16 protein-coding genes are annotated in these 18701 nt (G+C 74.0%); 8 read left to right on the forward strand and 8 right to left on the reverse strand.

Going from position 1 to position 18701, the window contains the following annotated elements; all coding sequences use genetic code 11:
* Positions 1–69: 69 nt before the first annotated feature.
* From ABD993_RS34740 to typA, 3 genes are all read right to left on the reverse strand, one after another.
* Positions 70–1806, reverse strand: coding sequence for an ABC transporter family substrate-binding protein (locus ABD993_RS34740; RefSeq protein WP_345427629.1), 1737 nt, complete (start codon positions 1804–1806; stop codon positions 70–72).
* Between the two features lie 229 nt (positions 1807–2035).
* Positions 2036–3826, reverse strand: coding sequence for an ABC transporter family substrate-binding protein (locus tag ABD993_RS34745; RefSeq protein WP_345427631.1), 1791 nt, complete (start codon positions 3824–3826; stop codon positions 2036–2038).
* A 48-nt stretch (positions 3827–3874) separates the two neighbouring features.
* The gene (gene typA, locus ABD993_RS34750) at positions 3875–5779 is read right to left on the reverse strand and encodes a translational GTPase TypA (RefSeq protein WP_345428624.1); all 1905 of its coding nucleotides are present in this window, start codon (positions 5777–5779) and stop codon (positions 3875–3877) included.
* 118 nt (positions 5780–5897) lie between these two features.
* On the opposite strand from typA, the gene ABD993_RS34755 reads away from it, so the two are divergent.
* Positions 5898–6047: a hypothetical protein gene (locus tag ABD993_RS34755; protein WP_345427633.1), complete on the forward strand. Its 150-nt coding sequence runs from the start codon at positions 5898–5900 to the stop codon at positions 6045–6047.
* A 229-nt stretch (positions 6048–6276) separates the two neighbouring features.
* On the opposite strand, the gene ABD993_RS34760 is transcribed toward ABD993_RS34755, so the two are convergent.
* The 4 genes from ABD993_RS34760 to ABD993_RS34775 form a co-directional block, all read right to left on the reverse strand.
* Positions 6277–7179 (reverse strand): DUF559 domain-containing protein, encoded by a 903-nt coding sequence (locus tag ABD993_RS34760; protein WP_345427635.1) that lies wholly within the window; start codon positions 7177–7179, stop codon positions 6277–6279.
* A 61-nt stretch (positions 7180–7240) separates the two neighbouring features.
* Positions 7241–8089 carry an NUDIX domain-containing protein gene (locus ABD993_RS34765; protein ID WP_345427637.1) on the reverse strand — a complete coding sequence of 283 codons (849 nt, stop codon included), beginning with the start codon at positions 8087–8089 and terminating at the stop codon, positions 7241–7243.
* 107 nt (positions 8090–8196) lie between these two features.
* A complete protein-coding gene (locus ABD993_RS34770; protein ID WP_345427639.1) occupies positions 8197–9516 on the reverse strand; it encodes a sensor histidine kinase in 1320 nt (439 codons plus the stop codon).
* Positions 9513–10196 (reverse strand): response regulator transcription factor, encoded by a 684-nt coding sequence (locus ABD993_RS34775; protein ID WP_345427641.1) that lies wholly within the window; start codon positions 10194–10196, stop codon positions 9513–9515. The genes ABD993_RS34770 and ABD993_RS34775 overlap by 4 nt, the downstream gene beginning before the upstream one ends.
* A gap of 64 nt (positions 10197–10260) precedes the next feature.
* On the opposite strand from ABD993_RS34775, the gene ABD993_RS34780 reads away from it, so the two are divergent.
* The 4 genes from ABD993_RS34780 to ABD993_RS34795 are packed head-to-tail and all read left to right on the forward strand — an operon-like array spanning position 10261 to position 13555.
* Entirely contained in the window at positions 10261–11286 is a 1026-nt protein-coding gene (locus tag ABD993_RS34780; RefSeq protein ID WP_345427643.1) for a LolA family protein, read from the forward strand.
* A 29-nt stretch (positions 11287–11315) separates the two neighbouring features.
* Entirely contained in the window at positions 11316–12398 is a 1083-nt protein-coding gene (locus ABD993_RS34785; protein WP_345427645.1) for an ABC transporter ATP-binding protein, read from the forward strand.
* Positions 12395–13225 (forward strand): ABC transporter permease, encoded by an 831-nt coding sequence (locus ABD993_RS34790; RefSeq protein WP_345427651.1) that lies wholly within the window; start codon positions 12395–12397, stop codon positions 13223–13225. Before ABD993_RS34785 ends, ABD993_RS34790 begins: the two co-directional genes overlap by 4 nt.
* A gap of 36 nt (positions 13226–13261) precedes the next feature.
* On the forward strand, positions 13262–13555 hold the full coding sequence (locus ABD993_RS34795) for a 4a-hydroxytetrahydrobiopterin dehydratase (protein WP_345427658.1): 294 nt from the start codon (positions 13262–13264) through the stop codon (positions 13553–13555).
* Between the two features lie 10 nt (positions 13556–13565).
* Here the strand turns inward: ABD993_RS34795 and ABD993_RS34800 are convergent, their stop codons facing one another.
* A complete protein-coding gene (locus ABD993_RS34800; protein ID WP_345427665.1) occupies positions 13566–14147 on the reverse strand; it encodes a hypothetical protein in 582 nt (193 codons plus the stop codon).
* A gap of 136 nt (positions 14148–14283) precedes the next feature.
* Here ABD993_RS34800 and ABD993_RS34805 point away from each other — a divergent pair, with 136 nt between their 5' ends.
* The 3 genes from ABD993_RS34805 (at position 14284) to ABD993_RS34815 (ending at position 18678) form a co-directional block, all read left to right on the forward strand.
* Entirely contained in the window at positions 14284–14769 is a 486-nt protein-coding gene (locus ABD993_RS34805; RefSeq protein ID WP_345427669.1) for a TspO/MBR family protein, read from the forward strand.
* A gap of 269 nt (positions 14770–15038) precedes the next feature.
* Positions 15039–16103, forward strand: coding sequence for a 3-deoxy-7-phosphoheptulonate synthase (locus ABD993_RS34810; protein WP_345427676.1), 1065 nt, complete (start codon positions 15039–15041; stop codon positions 16101–16103).
* Positions 16104–16467: 364 nt separating this feature from the next.
* Complete coding sequence (locus tag ABD993_RS34815; protein ID WP_345427684.1) at positions 16468–18678, forward strand: UvrD-helicase domain-containing protein; 2211 nt, start codon at positions 16468–16470, stop codon at positions 18676–18678.
* Positions 18679–18701: the final 23 nt, after the last annotated feature.

Raw genomic sequence — 18701 nt, forward strand, 5'->3', positions numbered from 1 at the left:
AGGCCGCCGTTGCAGGGTAGACCCGGGGACGGGCTCGCGCTGATGGGCGAACCCGTCCCCGGTGGAGTGCTACGAGCCGGAGCGGATGCCCCACTCCGAGGTGTTGTACGTGATCCCGTCGAGCGACGCGTTGTTGCGCACGTTGCCCAGGGTGTTCTGCACCGCGGCCAGGGTCGGCTTCTGGTACAGCGGGAGGACGTAGGCGTCGTCGGCCATGATCGAGTCGGCCTGGTTGAGCTGCGCGGTCGCGCCCGTCAGGTCGGTGGAGGACGCGGCCTGGTTGATCAGCTGGTCGACCTGCGGGTTGTTGTACTTGCCGTAGTTCGACCCCGAGGTGGACAGCCACAGCTGCTGCGCGCCGCCGAACGGCGCCGGGGACATGATCCAGCCGAACACGATGACGTCGTAGTCACCGCTGGTCAGCGTGGTGCCCAGGCTGTCCGTCGTCTGGATCTCGACGTTCACGCCCAGCTGCTTGGCGTACTGCTGGAACAGCTCGCACTCGGTCTGTCGCACCGCGTTGCCGACGGTGTAGCGGATCCGCAGGGTCGGCACGGCCTGGCCGTTGGGCGCCACGAGGGCCGTGCCCACGCCGGTGTAGCCGGCGTCGGTCAGGATCTTCTTGGCCCTCTCGACGTCACCCGAGCCCTGGCCGGTCGCGGACAGGTTGTCCTTGTAGCCGTCCTGCCCCGGGACGAACATCTTGTTCTGGAGCGGCTTGATGTCCTTGTTGAACTGGCCGACCGTCTTCGCGATCAGGTCCTGGGTGTTCACCGCGGTGAACAGCGCCTGGCGCAGCGGCTTGTCCGCGAGGAACGTGTTCTTCAGGTTGAAGTCGTAGTGCTCCCAGCTCAGCCCGGCCGCCTGCCGGTTCGAGACGTTCGGGATGTTGTTCAGCTGGCTGACGATGTCCACCTGCGGCTGCGGGAACAGCGCCTGGACCTCGTTGTTCTGCAGGGCCAGCGGCTCCTGCGTGGCATCGGTGATGACACGGATGACGATCCGGTCCAGCTTGGGCTTGGTCGCGCCGTACCACTTGGGGTTCGGGACCAGCGTCAGCGCGACGTTGTCCTGCCAGTTCTCGACCTGGAAGGGGCCGCCGGACCAGGTGGGCACGGTGGAGCCGAAGTAGTCGAAGGCCGCCTTGAGGCCCGCGGGCGAGTTCAGGTCACCCTGCTGCGCGCCGATGTGCGCGGGGTAGATCGGGCCCGCGGAGTTGAACAGGCTGTTCCAGTCGGTGTACGGCTGCGACATCGTGACCGTGACGGTCTTGCCGTTGTCCGAGCCGACGACGCTCTGGATCAGGTCGTAGCCGCCGTTGCCCGCGGTCTCGCACTCCGGGCAGTCCCGGGTGTTCTGCCACTTCCACGCCATGGCGAAGTCGTCCGCCGTGATCGGGGTCCCGTCGTTCCAGACCGCGGCCTGCTTGATCTTGTACGTGATGACCGTCGGGGAGGTGAGGTCGGCCGACTCGAGCAGGTCGGTGTTCAGCGTCGCCTTGAGGTCGGGCGAGGTGTAGAAGGCGTACGTGACCAGGGGCTTGGTCGACATCCCGGTCCAGTCCGTGTTGCCCTCGGACGAGATGACGTTCCAGTTGTCGATGTTCTTCTCGGACGCCAGGGTCACCGTGCCGCCCTGCTGCAGCTGGTCCGCGGACGCGCTGTTGCAGGTGTTGGGGTTGGCGTCGCAGTCGCCGTAGACCCCGCCCGAGCTACCCCCGGCGCCGCCGCCACCGCCACAGGCCGCCAGGACAAGGGCCGCCGCCGTGGCGACCGCTGCGGCCGCCGCCGCGCGCGTTCTCTTCATGGAAGTTCCTCAGTCTCTCGCCGGTTCGCGCCCGGGTCGGGCACCGGAATCGGGCCGTTCGGCCCTGGCCCATGTCGCGGGTGAGGGCCACCCGATCCCTGGGCAACTTAGGAACCTCACAGGTTGTCCCGCCAACCAAGTGGCCGATCGTGACCAAAGGGTGACGTGAAGTGGACAACACGACACCTCGTGATTACCCTCGGGTAACTTAAGCCTCGAACGGGTGCCCTCAGCTGCCCGGTGACACCCAGCGTTGCGCTCCGGTCAGCGGACCGGTCACCAGGGGGCCCGCACCGAACCCGGTCGCGGCGGACCCGGCGGGCGTACTCACGAGGAGCGACGTCTGCTGGAACAGCGGGAGCGCGGGCAGCTGCGCCCAGAGCACCCGCTCGACGGTGCCGATCAGCGCCGGATCGGGCACGGCCGCGGTGGCGAGGGCCTCCAGGTCCGGCTGCAGCGTCGCGAGGCAGAACCCCCCGGGCGCCGCGGGCGGGTCGGGGACGGTCACGGTCGGCTCCGGGCAGCCGTAGTCGGACGCCAGCTGCGGGCCGATCGGCCCTCCGACGGCACGCGGGAGCACCAGCACGTCCGCCCGGACGGTCGTGCTCGCGGGCTGCGCCGAGGCCGACGCGCTCACCGTGGGCGTCGACGTGGCGGCCGGTGTGGGGGCCTGTGTGGGGGCCTGCGTCGCCGTGGGGGTCGGGACGGGCGTCGGGACGGGCGCGGTGGTGGTGACCGGCGGGGTCGCCGGGACCGCTCGCAGGCTGGCGAGGTCGGCCGCGGGCGGCGCCACGACGTCGACCCCGATCCCGGCCGCCTCCAACTGTGCCGCCACGGCCTTCGCGACCTCCACGTCCGTCACCCGCTCCGCCCCGGCCGCCACGACGATCCGCAGCGGCGTGGTGCCCAGGACCCACGCCCCCGAGGCGGACCGCGTGTACCCGGCCTCGGTGAACAGCCGCTCGACCGCTGCGGGGTCGGGACCGACCGCCGTCGCCGTCGGCACGTACCCGGGTTGGGATGGAGCGAGCCCGAAGGCGTCCGCCCGCAGGGCACCGGGCGCGACCTCGGCCCGGATCCGCTCCCGGTCCAGCACCGCCGCGATCCCCTGCCGCACGCGGACGTCCGCGAGCGGGCCGTAGTCCGCCCGCAGCACCAGATCCGTCACGGTGGCCCGCGGGGCGGGCCTGGTCTGGTAGGCCGCCAACGCCGTCGCGACGTCCGTGTCCGCGGTCGGCATGGCCACGTCCACGTCCCCGACGCGCAGGGCCTCCGCCAGCTGCGTCGCGTCCAGCCTGCGCAGCACGATCTGGTCGAGGGTGGCCGGGGTGGCCCAGTAGAGGTCGTTGCGGGCGAGCACGACCTCGCCGCGGCCCCGGTCGACGCCCACCACCCGGAAGGGCCCGCCCGAGGCGGGCAGACCACCGGCCGTGGCCCCGGTCCAGGACCCGGGGGCGTCCTTGAGGATGTGCGCGGGCAGCAACCCGGTGAACAGGTACTGCCACTGCGGGTAGGCCTGGTCGAACACCACGTCGACGGCCTTGCCCCCGGCCCGGGACCGCACGTCGGTGATGTGGCGGTAGCCCTCGCCGTCGACCGTGCCCGGGGTGGAGCGCATCTGCTCCCAGAGGTAGACGAAGTCCTCGGCCGCGATCGGCGAGTTCGACGACCAGCTCGCCTGCACGTTGAGCTCGTAGGACACGGTGAACGGGCTCGTCGCCACCACCTCCGCGCTGGTGGCGATGGTGGTGTCCAGCCGCAGGGTCCCCTCGGCGTCCGGCCGGAACACCGACGGCAGGACGAGCGTCGAGAGCGCCTGGGTGACCGGGGACCGGTCGGCGAGCAGGTGCGGGTTGAACCCGGCACCCAGGTCGTCCACCCCGACCACGATCCGGGTCGCCGTGCGCTCCGGGGCCGGGGCCACCGGCTCCGGAGCGGGCGCGACGACCGGTGCGTTCGTGCAGGCCGTGAGCACCGCCAGCACGAGGGCGAGGAGCGCCCCGACCGCCGTCCGCCTCATCCGGTCATGGTCGCACCGCCCGCGTGGGCGGTGCGTACAGGGCCTGATCTAGCGCTGGACGCCCGCCGCGGCCGCCTTCTGCCGCGCCCGGGCCCGGCCGCGGAGGTGGCTGTCCAGCTCCACCTTGCGGATCCGGACGTTCTGCGGGGTGACCTCGACGCATTCGTCGTTGGCACAGAACTCGAGGCTCTGCTCCAGGGTCAGGATCGTCGGCGGGGTGAGCTTGACCAGCTCGTCGCTCGTCGACTTGCGCATGTTGGTGAGCTTCTTCTCCCGCACGATGTTGACCTCGAGGTCCTCGTTGCGGGTGTACTCGCCGATCACCATGCCGCTGTAGACCTGCGTGCCCGGCCCGACGAACAGCTCGCCGCGGTCCGCCAGCAGGTCGACCGCGTAGCCGGTCACGGGGCCGGAGCGGTCCGCGATCAGCGAGCCGCGCAGGCGGTTGGTGATGTCGCCGACCCAGGGGCCGTAGCCGTCGAAGACGTGGCTGGCGATGCCCGCGCCGCGGGTGATCGTCAGGAACTCGGTGCGGAAGCCGATCAGGCCGCGGGACGGGACCCGGAAGTCCAGCCGCACGCGGGTGTCGCCGTGCACCATCTGGCTCATCTCGCCCTTGCGGGCCGCGAGGAGCTGGGTGACCGCGCCGAGCGAGTCGGTGGGCACGTCGATGCTGAGCTGCTCGAACGGCTCGTGCAGCTTGCCGTCGATCATCCGCGTGACGACCTCGGGCTTGCCGACGGTGAGCTCGAAGCCCTCCCGGCGCATGGTCTCGACCAGGATCGCCAGGGCGAGCTCGCCACGGCCCTGGACCTCCCAGGTGTCCGGGCGCTCGGTGGGCAGCACGCGCAGCGACACGTTGCCGACCAGCTCGGAGTCCAGCCGGGCCTTGACCTGGCGGGCGGTGAGCTTGGCGCCGGGCTGCGGGTCGCGGCCGACCAGCGGGGACGTGTTGATCCCGATGGTCATCGAGATCGCGGGCTCGTCCACGTGGATGCGCTCCAGCGGGACCGGGTTCTCCGGGTCCGCGAGCGTGTCGCCGATCATGACGTCCGCGATGCCCGCGACGGCGACGATGTCGCCCGCGACGGCCTCGTCCGCCTGCACCCGGGTCAGGCCCTCGGTGCGCAGCAGCTCCGTGATCTTGACGCGCGCGACGGTGCCGTCCGCCTTGCACCAGCCGACCTGCTGGCCGCGGCGGATGACGCCCGCGCGGACCCGGCAGAGCGCGATGCGGCCGAGGAAGCTGGTCGCATCCAGGTTGGTGACGTGGGCCTGCAGCGGCGCGGACGGGTCGTCCTTCGGCGCGGGCACGACGTCGAACAGCACGTCGAACAGGGGCTGGAGGTCCTCGGAGTCCGGCAGCTCGCCGTCCCCGGGGCGGTTGCGGCTCGCGCGGCCCGCGCGGCCGGAGGCGTAGACGACCGGGAGGTCCAGCAGGTGGGCGGTCTGGTCCTCGTCGAGGCCCAGCTCGTCCGCCAGCTCGAGCAGCAGCTCCAGGGACTCGTCGACGACCTCGGAGATGCGGGCGTCCGCCCGGTCGGTCTTGTTCACGACGAGCATCACGGGCAGGCCCGCGGAGAGGGTCTTGCGCAGGACGAACCGGGTCTGCGGGAGCGGGCCCTCGGAGGCGTCCACCAGCAGCACGACGCCGTCCACCATCGACAGCCCGCGCTCCACCTCGCCGCCGAAGTCGGCGTGGCCGGGGGTGTCGATCACGTTGATCGTGACGCCCTGCCAGTTCACCGTGGTGTTCTTGGCGAGGATCGTGATGCCCTTCTCGCGCTCGAGGTCACCGGAGTCCATGACCCGGTCCACGAGCTCGGCGCGCTCGCCGAAGGCGCCCGACGCGCGCAGCATCGCGTCGACCAGGGTGGTCTTACCGTGGTCGACGTGCGCCACGATGGCGACGTTGCGCAGCGCGCGGGACTCTCCGGACGCGCCGTCGGGCAGGCCGCGATCGGCGGTCTGCGGGGCGTCGGCGAGTGCGGAAACAGCTGAGGTCACCGTTCCACGGTATCTCGCGGGCTCACTGGACCTGCGCCCACGGCCAGCATAGGCTCGCCTCACCATGCCCAAGGTGAAGAAGAAGTGCTGCCGCTCGAAGCCCAAGCGGTGCAAGAGCTGCCCGGTGGTCCACCTGCGCCTGAAGAAGGCCGGGGCGGACGACCTGAGCGGGAAGGCCTACCAGAAGGCGCTCAAGGTCGCCAGGATCTACTGACCCCCTGATCTGCACTTCCCGTACGAAAGGCGGGTCGGCGAGACGCCCGTCGAGGGGGCGGTCCGACCCCCCGCGGCCGGACCCGAACCATGATCGACATGGCCCGGCGAGCCCCTACCGGACCATCGTCCACTCCGCCCGACGGCCCCGGTCCGGAATGACCGAGATCACAGGGTGATCCAGACCGCTGCCCCCGCGAGTCCCTCACTTCGGACACCCGAGTCGGACATCAGCTCGCCCGTTGGGCGGCGCCGACGGCGTGGGCGATCTCCGCGACCACGTCCGCCGGGCGGCTCGTGAGGTCGTGCCAGGTGAGGTGCAGGACCGTCCAGCCCGACCGGGCCAGGGCCCTCCGCCGCCGGAGGTTCCGCTGGAGACACTCGGCATCGACGTGCCGGGCCCACCCCTGCGCCTCCACGACGACCCTGGCCCGCGGGAAGGTCAGGTCGGCCGGGAGGCCCGGCTCGGCGGGCGCCCGACGCCAGCCGCCCAGCCCCGCGGCGCACAGGTGCCGGACCAGCAGCCGTTCCGCGACCGCGGCCGAGCGCTCGGCGGCCGCGACCATCAGGGCGCGCATCCTCGCGGACCCCGCGCAGCCGAGGGTACGGGCGTAGGCCCGGGAGACGTCGTCGAAACCGGGACCCGTCCGGAGGGCGTGGTCGAGGAACGGCCCGCCCGCGGACCCCATCTCGACGGCGGCGTCCAGGACGGAGAGCGCGGGCGCGGTGACCGCCAGCCCCCGCCGGACGGTCCGCTCGACCGCCGCGAGGTCGCGCCTGCGCACCGCGACGCCCGGCCGCGACCGCGGTGAGCGCCTGCGCGGCACCGTGACCGCCACCGGTCCGGTCAGCGGGATGTCCGCCCCGTGCCACCGCGCGGCGGCGACCCCGCTGAGCACCGCGCCGTCGCCGGCCCAGAGCACCGCCGCCCACATCCGCGCCGCGTCGGAGGGCGGACCGTCGCGGTACACCCGCGGATGCGCGGGGACCCAGCGACGCGCGGCCACCATGCGGTCCACCGCGTCCGGCGCCATGCCCGCGCCGATCGCCTGGGCCCGCCCGATCACACCCGCCTGCCGCCGCAGCAACCGGGCCACGGCCCGCTGTGCCCCGTCGGCACCCCGCTCGCTCATGCCTCTTCGACGGCGCACCCTGCAGCCCGGTTCCGCCCGCCCGGAGATCGTCCCGGGCCGCTCAGCCGCCGACGAGCGACCGCAGGTCCGGGACCAGCGCGCGATCGGCCTCGACCCATGCGACCGTCGGGAGCTCGCCCGCGGTCAGCCAGCGCACCGCCCGGTGCTCCAGCGCCCGCGGTTCGGCCGACCCCTCGCCCAGGGTCGCCCCGCGGACGCGCAGCACCCGCTCCTGCCCGCGCACCGTGATCGGCAGATCCGTGCCGAGGCGCGCCCCGACCGCCACGACGGCGCCCAGCTCCTCGCGGCACTCCCGTGCCAGCGCCGCGGCCTCCGACTCACCCCGCTCGACCGACCCGCCCGGCAGCTCCCAGCGGCCCGCGAGCTCGGCGGGCCGATCACGTTGGGCCGCCAGCACGGCGCCCGAGCGGACGATCGCCGCGCCGACGACCACGGGCGCCGCCGCCAGCTCCTCGGCGCGACGCCGGTAGACGACCGACCGGGCGGCCAGCATCTCGCGGATCAGCCTGCGGACCAGGACCGCGTCGCCCAGCCCGCCCAGCGGGCCGAGCGGGGAGGTCCAGACGATCTCGTCGTGCAGCACCGTGCCGGACCCCTGCGGCCGGAGCGTCGTGGTGTGCACCAGCGACCGGGCCAGGCCGCCGACCAGCTCGGACGTCATCCCCTCCGGGCCCACCGCCCGGATCCTCGAGTGGAACGGGATCCGCACGCCCGGCGCCATCCGCGCCCGGAGCACCACCTCGTCGCCGGGGATCAGCAGCCGCACGGAGGCGGAGTAGCGGTGCCCGGCGAGCGTCAGCGCCTCCGCGGCCGCGGCCCCGTCCCGTACCACCCCCGCCACGAGCCGTTGCGGGGCGTCGACGGTCGTGGACGAGCTCAGCACCGGCACCCACCGATCGTCGCAGCCCCGTCCGACTCGCGCGTCGGGACGGGGGACTCGCGTGTCACCCACGACCCGCGAGTCCGACACCACGGCCCGCGAGTCCGACGTCCCGGTCAGGGGGCGGGCCAGCGGGCTTCCAGGCGCGCCCCACCCCAGGCCGACTCCCCCGCCGTCACCTCGCCGCCCCGCCCGCGGACCAGCGCCGCGACCAGTGCCAGGCCGAGGCCCGCGTGCCCGCCGTCCGCCTCCTGGGACAGCCGGGTGAAGCGGTCGAAGACCCGGAGGCGGTCCGCGGGCGGGATGCCGGGGCCGTCGTCGGAGACGACCAGCCGGGTCCACCGCCCGGCGGGCAGCACCTCGATCCGCACCCGGGTCGCCGCGTACCGGGCGGCGTTGCCGAGCAGGTTGTCCAGCACCAGCCCGACCTCCGCCGGGCTGGCGGCGACCAGCGCGTTCCCCGGCGCCAGCAGCTCCGGTGCCGGGCCGGACGTCACCCGCTCGACGGCGTCCCGCGCGGCCGCCACGAGATCGACCGGCTCGGGGTCGACGCGCTGCCCGGCGTCCGCGCGGGCCAGCGCCATGAGGTCGGAGAGCAGCCCGGAGAGCCGCTGCGACTCCAGGACGACCGCCCGCAGCGTCTCGTCGACGAGCGCCGGATCGGGATGGGCGACGGCCACCTCGGCCTGCGCCCGGATCGACGCGACCGGCGACCGCAGCTCGTGCGCGGCGTCCCCGGTGAACCGCTCCAGGCGCGCCGCGGCCTCGTCCCGGCGGGCGAGCAGCGAGTTCAGCTCCTCGGCCAACGCCCGCAGCTCGTCGTGGGCGACCGGGAGCGGCAGCCGTCGTCCGGGCGGCAGGGCGGCCGCGGCGGCCCGCATCCGGTCGACGGGCCGCAGCGCCGCGCGGGTCGCCGACCACGCCGCCAGCGCCACCACCACGGCCACGATCAGCGCCGCCACCACGAACCCGACCGCGGCCCTGGCCAGCAGCGTCGCCCCGCCGACCAGGTCTCCGGAGGCCAGCACCAGCCGGGTGGTGCCGTCCGGCAGCACGGCCGGGTCGGCGACCCACCGGCGCGCCGCACCGTCGCTCACGACGCTCTCGGCCCGGCCCGCGGCGAGGTCGCGCACGGCACGCGCGGGCACCGGGAGGGAGCCGCGGCCGTCGACCGGGGTGCCCGCGGTGTCGGTGATCCGGATCGACGGCAGCACCGAGGGATCGGTGACCGCCATCCCACCCTCCACCCGGGACACGACGACGGCGGCCTGGTTGTGCAGCTCGTTGTCCGCCGCCGCGAGCAGGGTCGTGTAGAGCAGCGTCACCCCGAGCCGGGCGAGCAGCAACAGCGCGACGACCGCGACCCCGCCGACGACCAGGGTGATCCGGGTGCGCAGCGTCCGCCGCCGCCACCAGGGCCGGACCGTGCGGATCACCCCGACCCGACGAGGTATCCGTGCCCGCGGACGGTGCGCAGCACGTGTCCCGCCCCGACGGCCTCGAGCTTGCGACGCAGGTACCCCACGTACACCTCGACGACGTTGCGGCTCGCGGCCTGCTCGTCCCCCCACACCAGCCGCAGCAGCTCGTCCTTCGCCACGGCGGTGTCCGGCCGCGAGGCGAGCGCGTGCAGCAGCTCGAACTCCCGCGGGGACAGCTCGACCGGCTCGTCCTCCCAGGTCACCGAACGCGAGGCGGGGTCCACGACCAGCGCGCCGAGCCGCACCCGCTGCGCGGTGCGGCCCAGGCTCGCGTCCCGCCGCCGCAGCATCGCCTTGAGCTGCGCCACGAGGACCACGAAGGAGAACGGCTTGACGAGGTAGCCGTCCGCGCCGAGGTCCAGCCCGTCCGCCTGGTCGACCTCCCCGTCCTTCGCCGACACCAGCAGCACGGGCGTGTCGACGCCCGCGGCCCGCATCCGCTCCAGCACCCGGTAGCCCGAGGGGCCGGGGATGATGATGTCCAACACGACGGCGTCGAACCCGCCGGTGAGCGCGGCCGCGAGGGCGGAGTCCCCGTCCCCGACCGCGACGATCTCCATGCCCTCGGCGGTGAGCCCGCGGGTCAGCGCCGTGCGCACCCCGGGCTCGTCGTCCACCACCAGCACCCTGGCCATCACCGCAGAACGTACAGCGCTCGGCTGAGCCGACTCTCAGGTCCGATACGTCAGGCTGTGTCCCATGCGAGCGAAGGTGTGGACCCGGATCGGGAGCGGCGTGGCTCTGGTGGGCGCGGTCGGCCTGGGGCTGGTCGCGGTCCCGGCCGGTGCGGGGGCGGCGCCCGAACTGCCGCCGGTCAGCGCGGAGGAGCTCGTGGCCTCCGTCGGGCAGACGCCGCCGGGGCCGTTCAACGGGACGGTCGAGGTGGACAACGCCCTCGGCCTGCCCGCGATCCCGGGTGCCCCCGACCAGCTCGCGGCCGGCACCACCCAGGCGCGGATCTGGTCCGGCGGGGACGGGAAGGGCCGCGTCTCGCTGCCCTCGGCGCAGGGCGAGAAGACCCTGGTCTCGGACGGCACCACCGCCTGGTCCTACGACTCCACCGACCGGACCGCCACGCAGAAGGCGATCACCCCGGGCGAGCGGCACACGCAGCCCGCCGACCCCACGCGCTCGGCCACGGACGCGATCGCGCAGCTCCGCCGGACCAGCACGGTCGCCGTCGACGGCACCGCCGAGGTCGCGGGCCGCCCGGCCTACGAGCTGGTGCTCACCCCGAACCCGACCGAGCGCACGCTGCTGCGCGAGGTCCGCATCGCGGTGGACGCCGAGAAGCGCGTCCCGCTGCGGCTCACCGTGCTGGCCAACGGCTCCGGCGACCCGGCCCTGCAGATCGGCTTCACCGACCTGACGTTCGGCGCGCAGGACCCGGGCCTGTTCACCTTCACCCCGCCGCCCGGCACCACGGTCACCGAGGCCCCGGAGCGCACGGGCACGAAGCCGCACCGCCCGGCGGGTGCGGAGCCGACCGTCGTCGGCGACGGCTGGGACACCGTGGTCGTGGCCGAGGTCCCGGCCGGGCAGCCGGGCCGGGAGCCTGGCCAGGGCGCGCCCGACCTCTCCCAGCTCGGCACGCCGGTGAGCGGCTCGTGGGGCAGGGGACGCCTGATCACCACCGCCGTGGCGAGCGCCATCCTCACCGACGACGGCCGGGTCGCCGCGGGTGCGGTCCCCGAGCAGGTCCTGACGGAGGCCCTGGCGAAGTGACGGCCACCGAGGTGCGGGAGGCTGCGCGCGTGACCGCAGCTCCCGCCGCCCGGGCCCGCGGCCTCCGGAAGGTCTACGGCCGCACGGTCGCCGTCGCGGGGATCGATCTCGAGGTCCCCAGCGGCGCGGTGCTCGGCATGCTGGGCCCCAACGGCTCCGGCAAGACGACGCTGATCCGGATGCTGCTGGGTCTCACCCGCCCCACCGAGGGCGAGGCGGAGCTGCTCGGCCACCCCGTGCCGGAAGCGGCCGCGCAGGCTCTGCCGCACGTCGGCGCCCTGGTCGAGGGCCCGGGCTTCCACCCGTTCCTCACCGGTCGGGAGAACCTGCGGCGGCTGGCCGCGGCGGAACCCCTGCTGGGGTCGGCCGCGATCCCGGGGGCGGTCGACGCGGCTCTGGACCGGGTCGGGCTCGGCCACGCGGCGGACCGGCGCTTCCGCGGCTACTCGCTCGGCATGAAGCAGCGGCTCGGGCTCGCCGGTGCCCTGCTCGTGCCCCGGCGGCTGGTGGTGCTGGACGAGCCGACCAACGGCCTCGACCCCGCGGGCACCCGGGACGTGCGCACGATCATCGCCGAGCTGCACGCCGCCGGGTCCACGGTGATCGTGTCCTCGCACCTGCTGGCCGAGGTGGAGGCGACGTGCACGCACGTCGCCGTGCTGCAGTCCGGCATCCTGCTGGCCGCGGGGGAGCTCGCGGGCCTGCTGGACTCCGGCACCGGCGGGCTGGTGGTGTCCACACCGGACGTCGCGCTGGCGTTGTCGACGTTGGAGTCCGCCGGCGCCGTCGCGGCCGCCGGGGAGCCCGGCGTGGTCGTGACGAGCGGACCCGAGGCACCGGAGATCGTCGCGCTGCTGGTGCGGGCGGGGGTCGCCGTGCACGAGGTCCACCGCCGCCGCCCGCGGTTGGAGGAGCTGTTCGCGCAGCTCACCGAGGGCGGCAGCCCGAGCATCAGCACCGAGGGCGGCAGCCCGAGCATCAGCACCGAGGGCGGCAGCCCGAGCATCAGCACCGAGGGCGGCAGCCCGAGCATCAGCACCGAGGGCGGCAGCCCGAGCATCAGCACCGAAAGCGGGAGCCGGAGCATCAGCACCGAAAGCGGGAGCCGATGACCACCGTGCTGGACCGCACCGCCGCCCCGCTGCCCCGGCTGCTCGCCGCGGAGGTCCGCTGGGTCTTCCGCAGGCCGCGCACCCTGATCACGCTGGGCCTGTTCGCCCTGATCCCGGTGCTGATCGCGATCGGCGTCGTCGTCGCGGCCCGGAACGGGCCGGGGCTGATCGGGGCCGTCGCGGGCAACGGCCTGGTGCTGCCGGTGGCGGCGATGACGGTGGCCCTCGCCCTGCTGCTCCCGCTCGCCGTCGCGATGGCGGCCGCGGACGCGATCGCGGGCGAGGCCGCCCACGGCACCCTGCGCGGCCTGCTGCTGGCGCCGGTGAGCCGGTTGCGGCTGGTCGGGGTCAAGGCCTTCGGCGTGCTGGTGGTGGCGGTCGCGGCGGTGTTGGTGATCGCCGTCGTCGGGGTGCTGGCGGGGATGGTCGTGGTCGGCAGCGCCGACGGGCAGATGGTCACCCTCTCCGGCACCGCGCTCGGGCTCGGCGCCGGGCTCGCCAGGGTGGCGCTCGTGGCCGTCTGGGTGGTCGGGCAGCTGGTGGCGGTGGGGGCGGTCGCGCTGGCGGTGTCGTCGCTGACCGAGCACCCGCTCGTCGTGCTGGCGTCCGTGCTCGGCGGCCTGATCACCTTCGGCGTGCTGAGCGCGATCCCGGCACTGGACTGGCTGCAGCCCTGGCTGTTGACCAGCGGGTGGACCGCCGCGGCGGACGCCCTGCGGGACCCCGTGGTCCTGGACGCGATGGGCAGCTCCACGCTGCGCGCCCTCTGCTACGCCGCGATCGGCCTGGGGCTCACGATCTGGCGGATGCAGCGCCGGGACGCCTGAGGCATGCCCGGGCCGTTCCTGGTCCAGAATGGCGGCATGGCCGACCTACTGAGCGACGACGCCGTCACGACCGCCCTGGCCGAGCTGAACGGCTGGACCCGCGAGGGGGACTCGATCGTCCGCACCGCGGAGCTGTCGAGCTTCCCGGCGGCGATCGCGGTCGTGGACCGGGTGGCCGAGGACGCGGAGGAGCGCGACCACCACCCGGACATCGACATCCGCTGGCGGACGGTGACCTTCCGGCTGAGCACGCACTCCGAGGGCGGTCTGACGAGCAAGGACACCGAGCTGGCGGCTCGGATCGACGCCCGGATCGCGGCGGCGGACTGAGTCGGGGCCCTCACCCGGTGCGCGGGGCGGGGATCCTGAGCTCGGCGAGGACCGTCTCGAGCGCGGCGGCGGCCGCGCCCACGGCATAGCGCTTGCGGGCCGCCTCGCCGCGCGTGAGGGCGTAGCCGGGCGTGCCCGGAGCGTGCGGGGCCGAGTGGACGAGCTCCGCGCCGTAGACCCGCGCGGCCATGCCCGCCACGTGCCCGACGACGGCGCGGTCCGGCCGGTCCGCCAGCTCCGCCGGAGCGAGGATCCCCAGCCCCGGTTCCGGGTCGAAGCCGATCAGCTCGCTGAGCGCGGCGAGCAGGTCGCCCTCCGCCCCCGGCGGCAGCGGCCGCCGCAGCCCGAGCCGGTGCACCGGGACGGTGCGCAGCCCGCAGCGCGCGAAGACCCGGGCGTTCGCGCCCTCGGCGACGAGGACATCGAGCGGGGTCCCGGTGCTCGCGAGGTGCTGCAACAGCCCGCCCGCCTCCGCGAGGAGCTCGCCGCCGTCGGTCGCGACGGCGACCACGCGGGTCGCGCGCTGCAGAGGTGTCTCGGGGATCCGATGTCGACCTGCTCGTGCCGCTGCGAGCGAGTTCTCGCTGATCATGGTGTGTCCAGGGTGGGCAGTGGGTCCACCGGTGTGCTCGCGATGCCGACCCTCGGCGTTAGGTGCGTCACGCGGGACTGCGGCGAGCGGTCGGTTCGACGAGCGCACACTCTCTCGACCATCGAGACTGTCCGCTATGACCGTTCACGTCTCCCGCTCCCGTCCGCCTGCGGTGCTCGCCCTGCTCGGCTTCCTCGTCGCCGTCGCGATCGTCGCGGTGGTCGGCGGCCTCGCCTCCGCCTCGGCGTCGGAGCAGTACGCCGGGTTCGCCCAGCCCTCCTGGGCGCCGCCGTCCTGGCTGTTCGGCCCGGTCTGGACCGTCCTCTACGTGACGATCGCCGTGTCGGGCTGGCTCGTCTGGCGACGGGCGGGCCTCACCTCGCCCGCCCACGTCGTCTACGGCGTGCAGCTGCTGCTCAACATGGCCTGGACGCCGCTGTTCTTCGGGGCGGGCATGGCGGGCGTGGCGTTCGCGGAGATCGTGCTGCTGTGGCTCTCGATCGTCGCGACGATCGTGCTCTTCGCCCGGCACAGCCGCCCCGCCGCCTGGCTGCTCGTCCCCTACCTGGCCTGGGTGACGTTCGCGTCCGCGCTCAACCTGTCCATCTGGCTGCTGAACTGATCTTCCACAGGGACGACGGCGATGTGGCCGGACGGGAGGACCACCCTTGTCGGAGGAACGTGGGCTGGATCCGGATCTCCACCACCCGATCTCCCTTGACGGGCGCGCCAGGGGAACGGCTACAGTCGTGTGCGTGGCACGCCGATACTGGTTTAGCGAGCCGGCCCGGGATGGGTCGGCACGCACCATGCTGCGCTGACCACCCATCCCCACGAGAGCCGGAACCCCCTGGGCCGGCTCGCAGGGTCGGTCCGTGAAAGGACCCCCTGATGTCCCCCCTCGATACCCGTCAGGCGCTGGACGACCACCGCACCGTCCGGATGAGCCCGCTGCTGTCCCCCGCCCTGCTGCGGGACGAGCTGCCCGTGGACGACCGGGCGGCGGACGTCGTCACCCGCGGCCGGGCGGACGTCGTCGACATCCTCGATGGGCGAGACGACCGGCTGCTCGTCGTCGTCGGCCCGTGCTCGATCCACGACCCCGCGGCCGCCCTCGACTACGCCCACCGGCTCGCGGCGCAGGCGAAGCGGCTCTCCGGGGACCTGCACGTGGTCATGCGCGCGTACTTCGAGAAGCCCCGCTCGACCGTCGGCTGGAAGGGCCTGATCAACGACCCCGGCCTGGACGAGAGCTTCGACGTCAACCGCGGCCTGCGCACCGCGCGACGGCTGCTGCTGGACATCACCGCGCTCGGCCTGCCCGTGGGCTGTGAGTTCCTCGACCCGATCACCCCGCAGTTCATTGCCGACACCGTGACCTGGGGGGCCATCGGTGCCCGGACGGCCGCCTCGCAGGTGCACCGGCAGCTGGTCAGCGCGCTGTCCATGCCCGTCGGGATCAAGAACGGCACCGACGGGGACGTCCAGGTCGCGGTCGACGGCATCGGCGCGGCCGGGGCTCCGCACGTGTTCATGGGGATCAACGCGGACGGCCTCGCCGCCCTGGTCCGCACCACCGGCAACCCGGACGCGCACGTCATCCTGCGCGGCGGCTCCGCGGGTCCGAACTACTCGGTCTCCGACGTCGCCGACGCCCGCGCCCGGCTGGCGAAGGCCGGCCTGCCCGAGCGCGTGGTCGTCGACGCAAGCCACGGCAACTCGCGGAAGGACCACGTCCGGCAGGCCGAGGTCGTCCGTGAGCTGGCGACCCGGATCGCCGCGGGCGACATCGGCGTGAACGGCCTGATGATGGAGTCCTTCCTGGTGGCGGGCAGCCAGTCGCTCGGCGGCGAGCTCGTCTACGGCCAGTCCGTGACGGACGAGTGCCTGTCCTGGGAGACCACCGAGACCCTGCTCGACGAGCTGGCCGCGGCGGTCCGCGCCCGCCGCGCCTGACCCGCGAGCCCCCCACTCCGGACACGCGAGTCCCCCACTTCCGACACGCGAGTCGGACATGTCGACGCGCGAGTCGGACATCGGGCCGGCGGGAGGCGCGACCCCCGCCGGCCCGGCCACCTCACGACCTCGTCCGGCTCGACGGGCTCGTAGACCGCCGACCCCGCCGACCCCGCCGCCACGATCCGGACTGGACTCGGCGGTCCATTTCTCCCCGCTGGCGGCACCCTTCGGGGTCAGCGTGGGCACAGTTCTCTCGCAACGATTGTTTGCGGGATGAGGCGCGGAACCGCTATTCTGCAGTGTGGCGAAAAAGGGCACAAATATCGCGCTACACCTTAAGAGTAGCACAGACGGGAACCGCATGGGAAGACACACTTTCGAGCAGGAGCGCAACTCGGAGACCAGGCGGATCCACCGCCTGCACGCCCTGCTGGCGGGCGAGATGGCGGCGGCGTCCGCGCAGGCACGGGGCAGCCTGGGCGCCGAGACGGGGGGCGAGCTCAGCTCGCGCTGGGAGCGGGACGTGTCGGTCCACCGCTGGTCGGAGCGGGTGCAGGCGCTGTCGGCCGCCCGCTCCGGGCTGTGTTTCGGCAGGCTGGACCACACCGACGGCACCACGAGCTACCTCGGCCGGATCGGGCTGACCGATCCCGAGGACGGGGAGAGCGCGCTACTGGACTGGCGCGCGCCCGCCGCCCGTCCCTTCTACTGCGCCACGATGGTGACCCCCCTCGGAGTGGTCCGGCGGCGCCATTTCCAGCTAGCCGGAACCGCACCCGAGGAAAGGGTCGTCGACTTCCACGACGAGGTCCTCGATTCCGAGACCGAGACGGTGTCGGCCGCGGATCCGGCGCTGATGGCCGCGTTGCGGGCTCCGCGCGGATCGGTCATGCGCGACATCGTCACCACCATCCAGGCCGAGCAGGACGACATCATCCGACTCCCACTGTCCGGCACCGTGGTGATCGAGGGCGGACCCGGGACCGGGAAGACCGCGGTGGCGCTGCACCGCGTCGCCTACCTGCTCTACACCCACCGCGAGCGGCTCGCGCGCAGCGGCGTGCTGGTGGTGGGGCCGAGTGCCGGGTTCATCACCTACGTCGGGGGCGTGCTGCCCGCGCTGGGTGAGTCCGCCGTGGTCTTCACGACGCCGGGCCGGTTGGCGCACGGCGTCGTGGCGACCGCGCTGGACCCGGACGAGGTGGCGCGCACCAAGGGGTCGCTGGACATGGTCGAGGTGCTGCGTCGCGCCGTCGAGGACCGGCAGGAGCTGCCCGCGGAGCCGCTCGCGATCGAGCTGGAGGACGTCACCCTGGAGGTCGACGGGGCCGTCGCGCGGGAGGCGCGCAGGCGCGCCCGGGCCACTGGCCTGACGCACAACGCCTCCCGGACCACGTTCCGGGACGTACTGGGGAGGCTGCTGGTAGACCAGGGCGTCGAGAAGCTCGGCGCGGACCTGGAGGACCCGCCGGAGCTCGCCGAGCTGCTGCGCGGGCTGAACATCCCGGAGATCGAGCCCGCGGGTGCGGCGGAGGTGACGGCGGAGCTGCGGGCCGAGCTGCGGGACGGCCTGCGGTCGCACCCGGACTTCCACGCCGCCGTCGAGCGGCTGTGGCCGGTGCTCACGCCGACCCGGGTGCTGTCGGAGCTGTTCGCCTCGCCCGAGCGGCTCGCCGCGGCGGAGGCGGACCCGGGGTTGCGGCGCGCCGCGGGGTCGCCGTGGACCGTCGCCGACGCCCCGCTGCTCGACGAGCTGGCCGAGCTCCTCGGGCCGCTCCCCGACGGGCCGGTGGAGCGGACCGAGCCGGACAGCGCGTACGCCTCCGAGGTGCTGAGCATTCTGGAGTCCGCGGACCGCGAGCTCGCGGGCGAGGACCCGGACGAGCTGCGGCCCACGGACTTCGTCACGGCGGACGTGCTGGCCGCCCGCCAGGTGCCCGCGCACCTGGCCGACGTGGCCGAGCGGGCGGCGGGCGACCGGGAGTGGCGGTACGGGCACCTGGTCGTCGACGAGGCGCAGGAGCTGTCCGCGATGGACTGGCACGTCCTGCTGCGGCGCTGCCCGTCGCGGTCGATCACCGCGGTCGGCGACCTCGCGCAACGCAGTGCCGCCGCGGGGGCGCAGGCCTGGCAGGACGTCCTCGGCCCGCACCTCGACACCCGCTGGACCCACCGGACCCTCACGGTCAACTACCGCACCCCGGCCGAGATCATGGCGCTCGCCGCGGAGGTGTTGGCCGGGTTCGCCCCCGGCCACCGGCCGCCGGAGTCGGTGCGCGAGACGGGTGAGCACCCGTGGCAGCGCACGGCGTCGCCGTCCGAGGTGCCGTCGATCGTCGAGGCGGAGGCGGCGCGCCTGGAGCGCGGCACGCTCGCGGTCATCGCGGCCGACCCCTCCGGCCTGGAGCACCTCCCCGCCGAGGTGCACACCCCGGTCTCGGCCAAGGGCCTGGAGTTCGACGCGGTCGTGATCGTCGATCCCGAGCGGATCGAGGCGCACAACCCCGCGGACCTCTACGTCTCGATGACCCGGGCCACCCAGCGGTTGGGGCTGGTGCACCTCGGGGCGTGAACCCGTGGGGGAGCGTCGCTCGG

Origin of the sequence: Pseudonocardia xishanensis (assembly GCF_039541715.1) — a bacterium.
Taxonomy (GTDB): Bacteria; Actinomycetota; Actinomycetes; order Mycobacteriales; family Pseudonocardiaceae; genus Pseudonocardia; species Pseudonocardia xishanensis.

Excerpts from the sequence above, each read along its gene's own strand:
- ABD993_RS34740 (WP_345427629.1), bottom strand. The coding sequence starts at position 1,806 with ATGAAGAGAACGCGCGCGGCGGCGGCCGCAGCGGTCGCCACGGCGGCG.
- ABD993_RS34745 (WP_345427631.1), bottom strand. The coding sequence starts at position 3,826 with ATGAGGCGGACGGCGGTCGGGGCGCTCCTCGCCCTCGTGCTGGCGGTG.
- ABD993_RS34755 (WP_345427633.1), top strand. The coding sequence starts at position 5,898 with ATGCCCAAGGTGAAGAAGAAGTGCTGCCGCTCGAAGCCCAAGCGGTGC.
- ABD993_RS34760 (WP_345427635.1), bottom strand. The coding sequence starts at position 7,179 with ATGAGCGAGCGGGGTGCCGACGGGGCACAGCGGGCCGTGGCCCGGTTG.
- ABD993_RS34775 (WP_345427641.1), bottom strand. The coding sequence starts at position 10,196 with ATGGCCAGGGTGCTGGTGGTGGACGACGAGCCCGGGGTGCGCACGGCG.
- ABD993_RS34780 (WP_345427643.1), top strand. The coding sequence starts at position 10,261 with ATGCGAGCGAAGGTGTGGACCCGGATCGGGAGCGGCGTGGCTCTGGTG.
- ABD993_RS34790 (WP_345427651.1), top strand. The coding sequence starts at position 12,395 with ATGACCACCGTGCTGGACCGCACCGCCGCCCCGCTGCCCCGGCTGCTC.
- ABD993_RS34795 (WP_345427658.1), top strand. The coding sequence starts at position 13,262 with ATGGCCGACCTACTGAGCGACGACGCCGTCACGACCGCCCTGGCCGAG.
- ABD993_RS34800 (WP_345427665.1), bottom strand. The coding sequence starts at position 14,147 with ATGATCAGCGAGAACTCGCTCGCAGCGGCACGAGCAGGTCGACATCGG.
- ABD993_RS34805 (WP_345427669.1), top strand. The coding sequence starts at position 14,284 with ATGACCGTTCACGTCTCCCGCTCCCGTCCGCCTGCGGTGCTCGCCCTG.
- ABD993_RS34810 (WP_345427676.1), top strand. The coding sequence starts at position 15,039 with ATGTCCCCCCTCGATACCCGTCAGGCGCTGGACGACCACCGCACCGTC.
- ABD993_RS34815 (WP_345427684.1), top strand. The coding sequence starts at position 16,468 with ATGGGAAGACACACTTTCGAGCAGGAGCGCAACTCGGAGACCAGGCGG.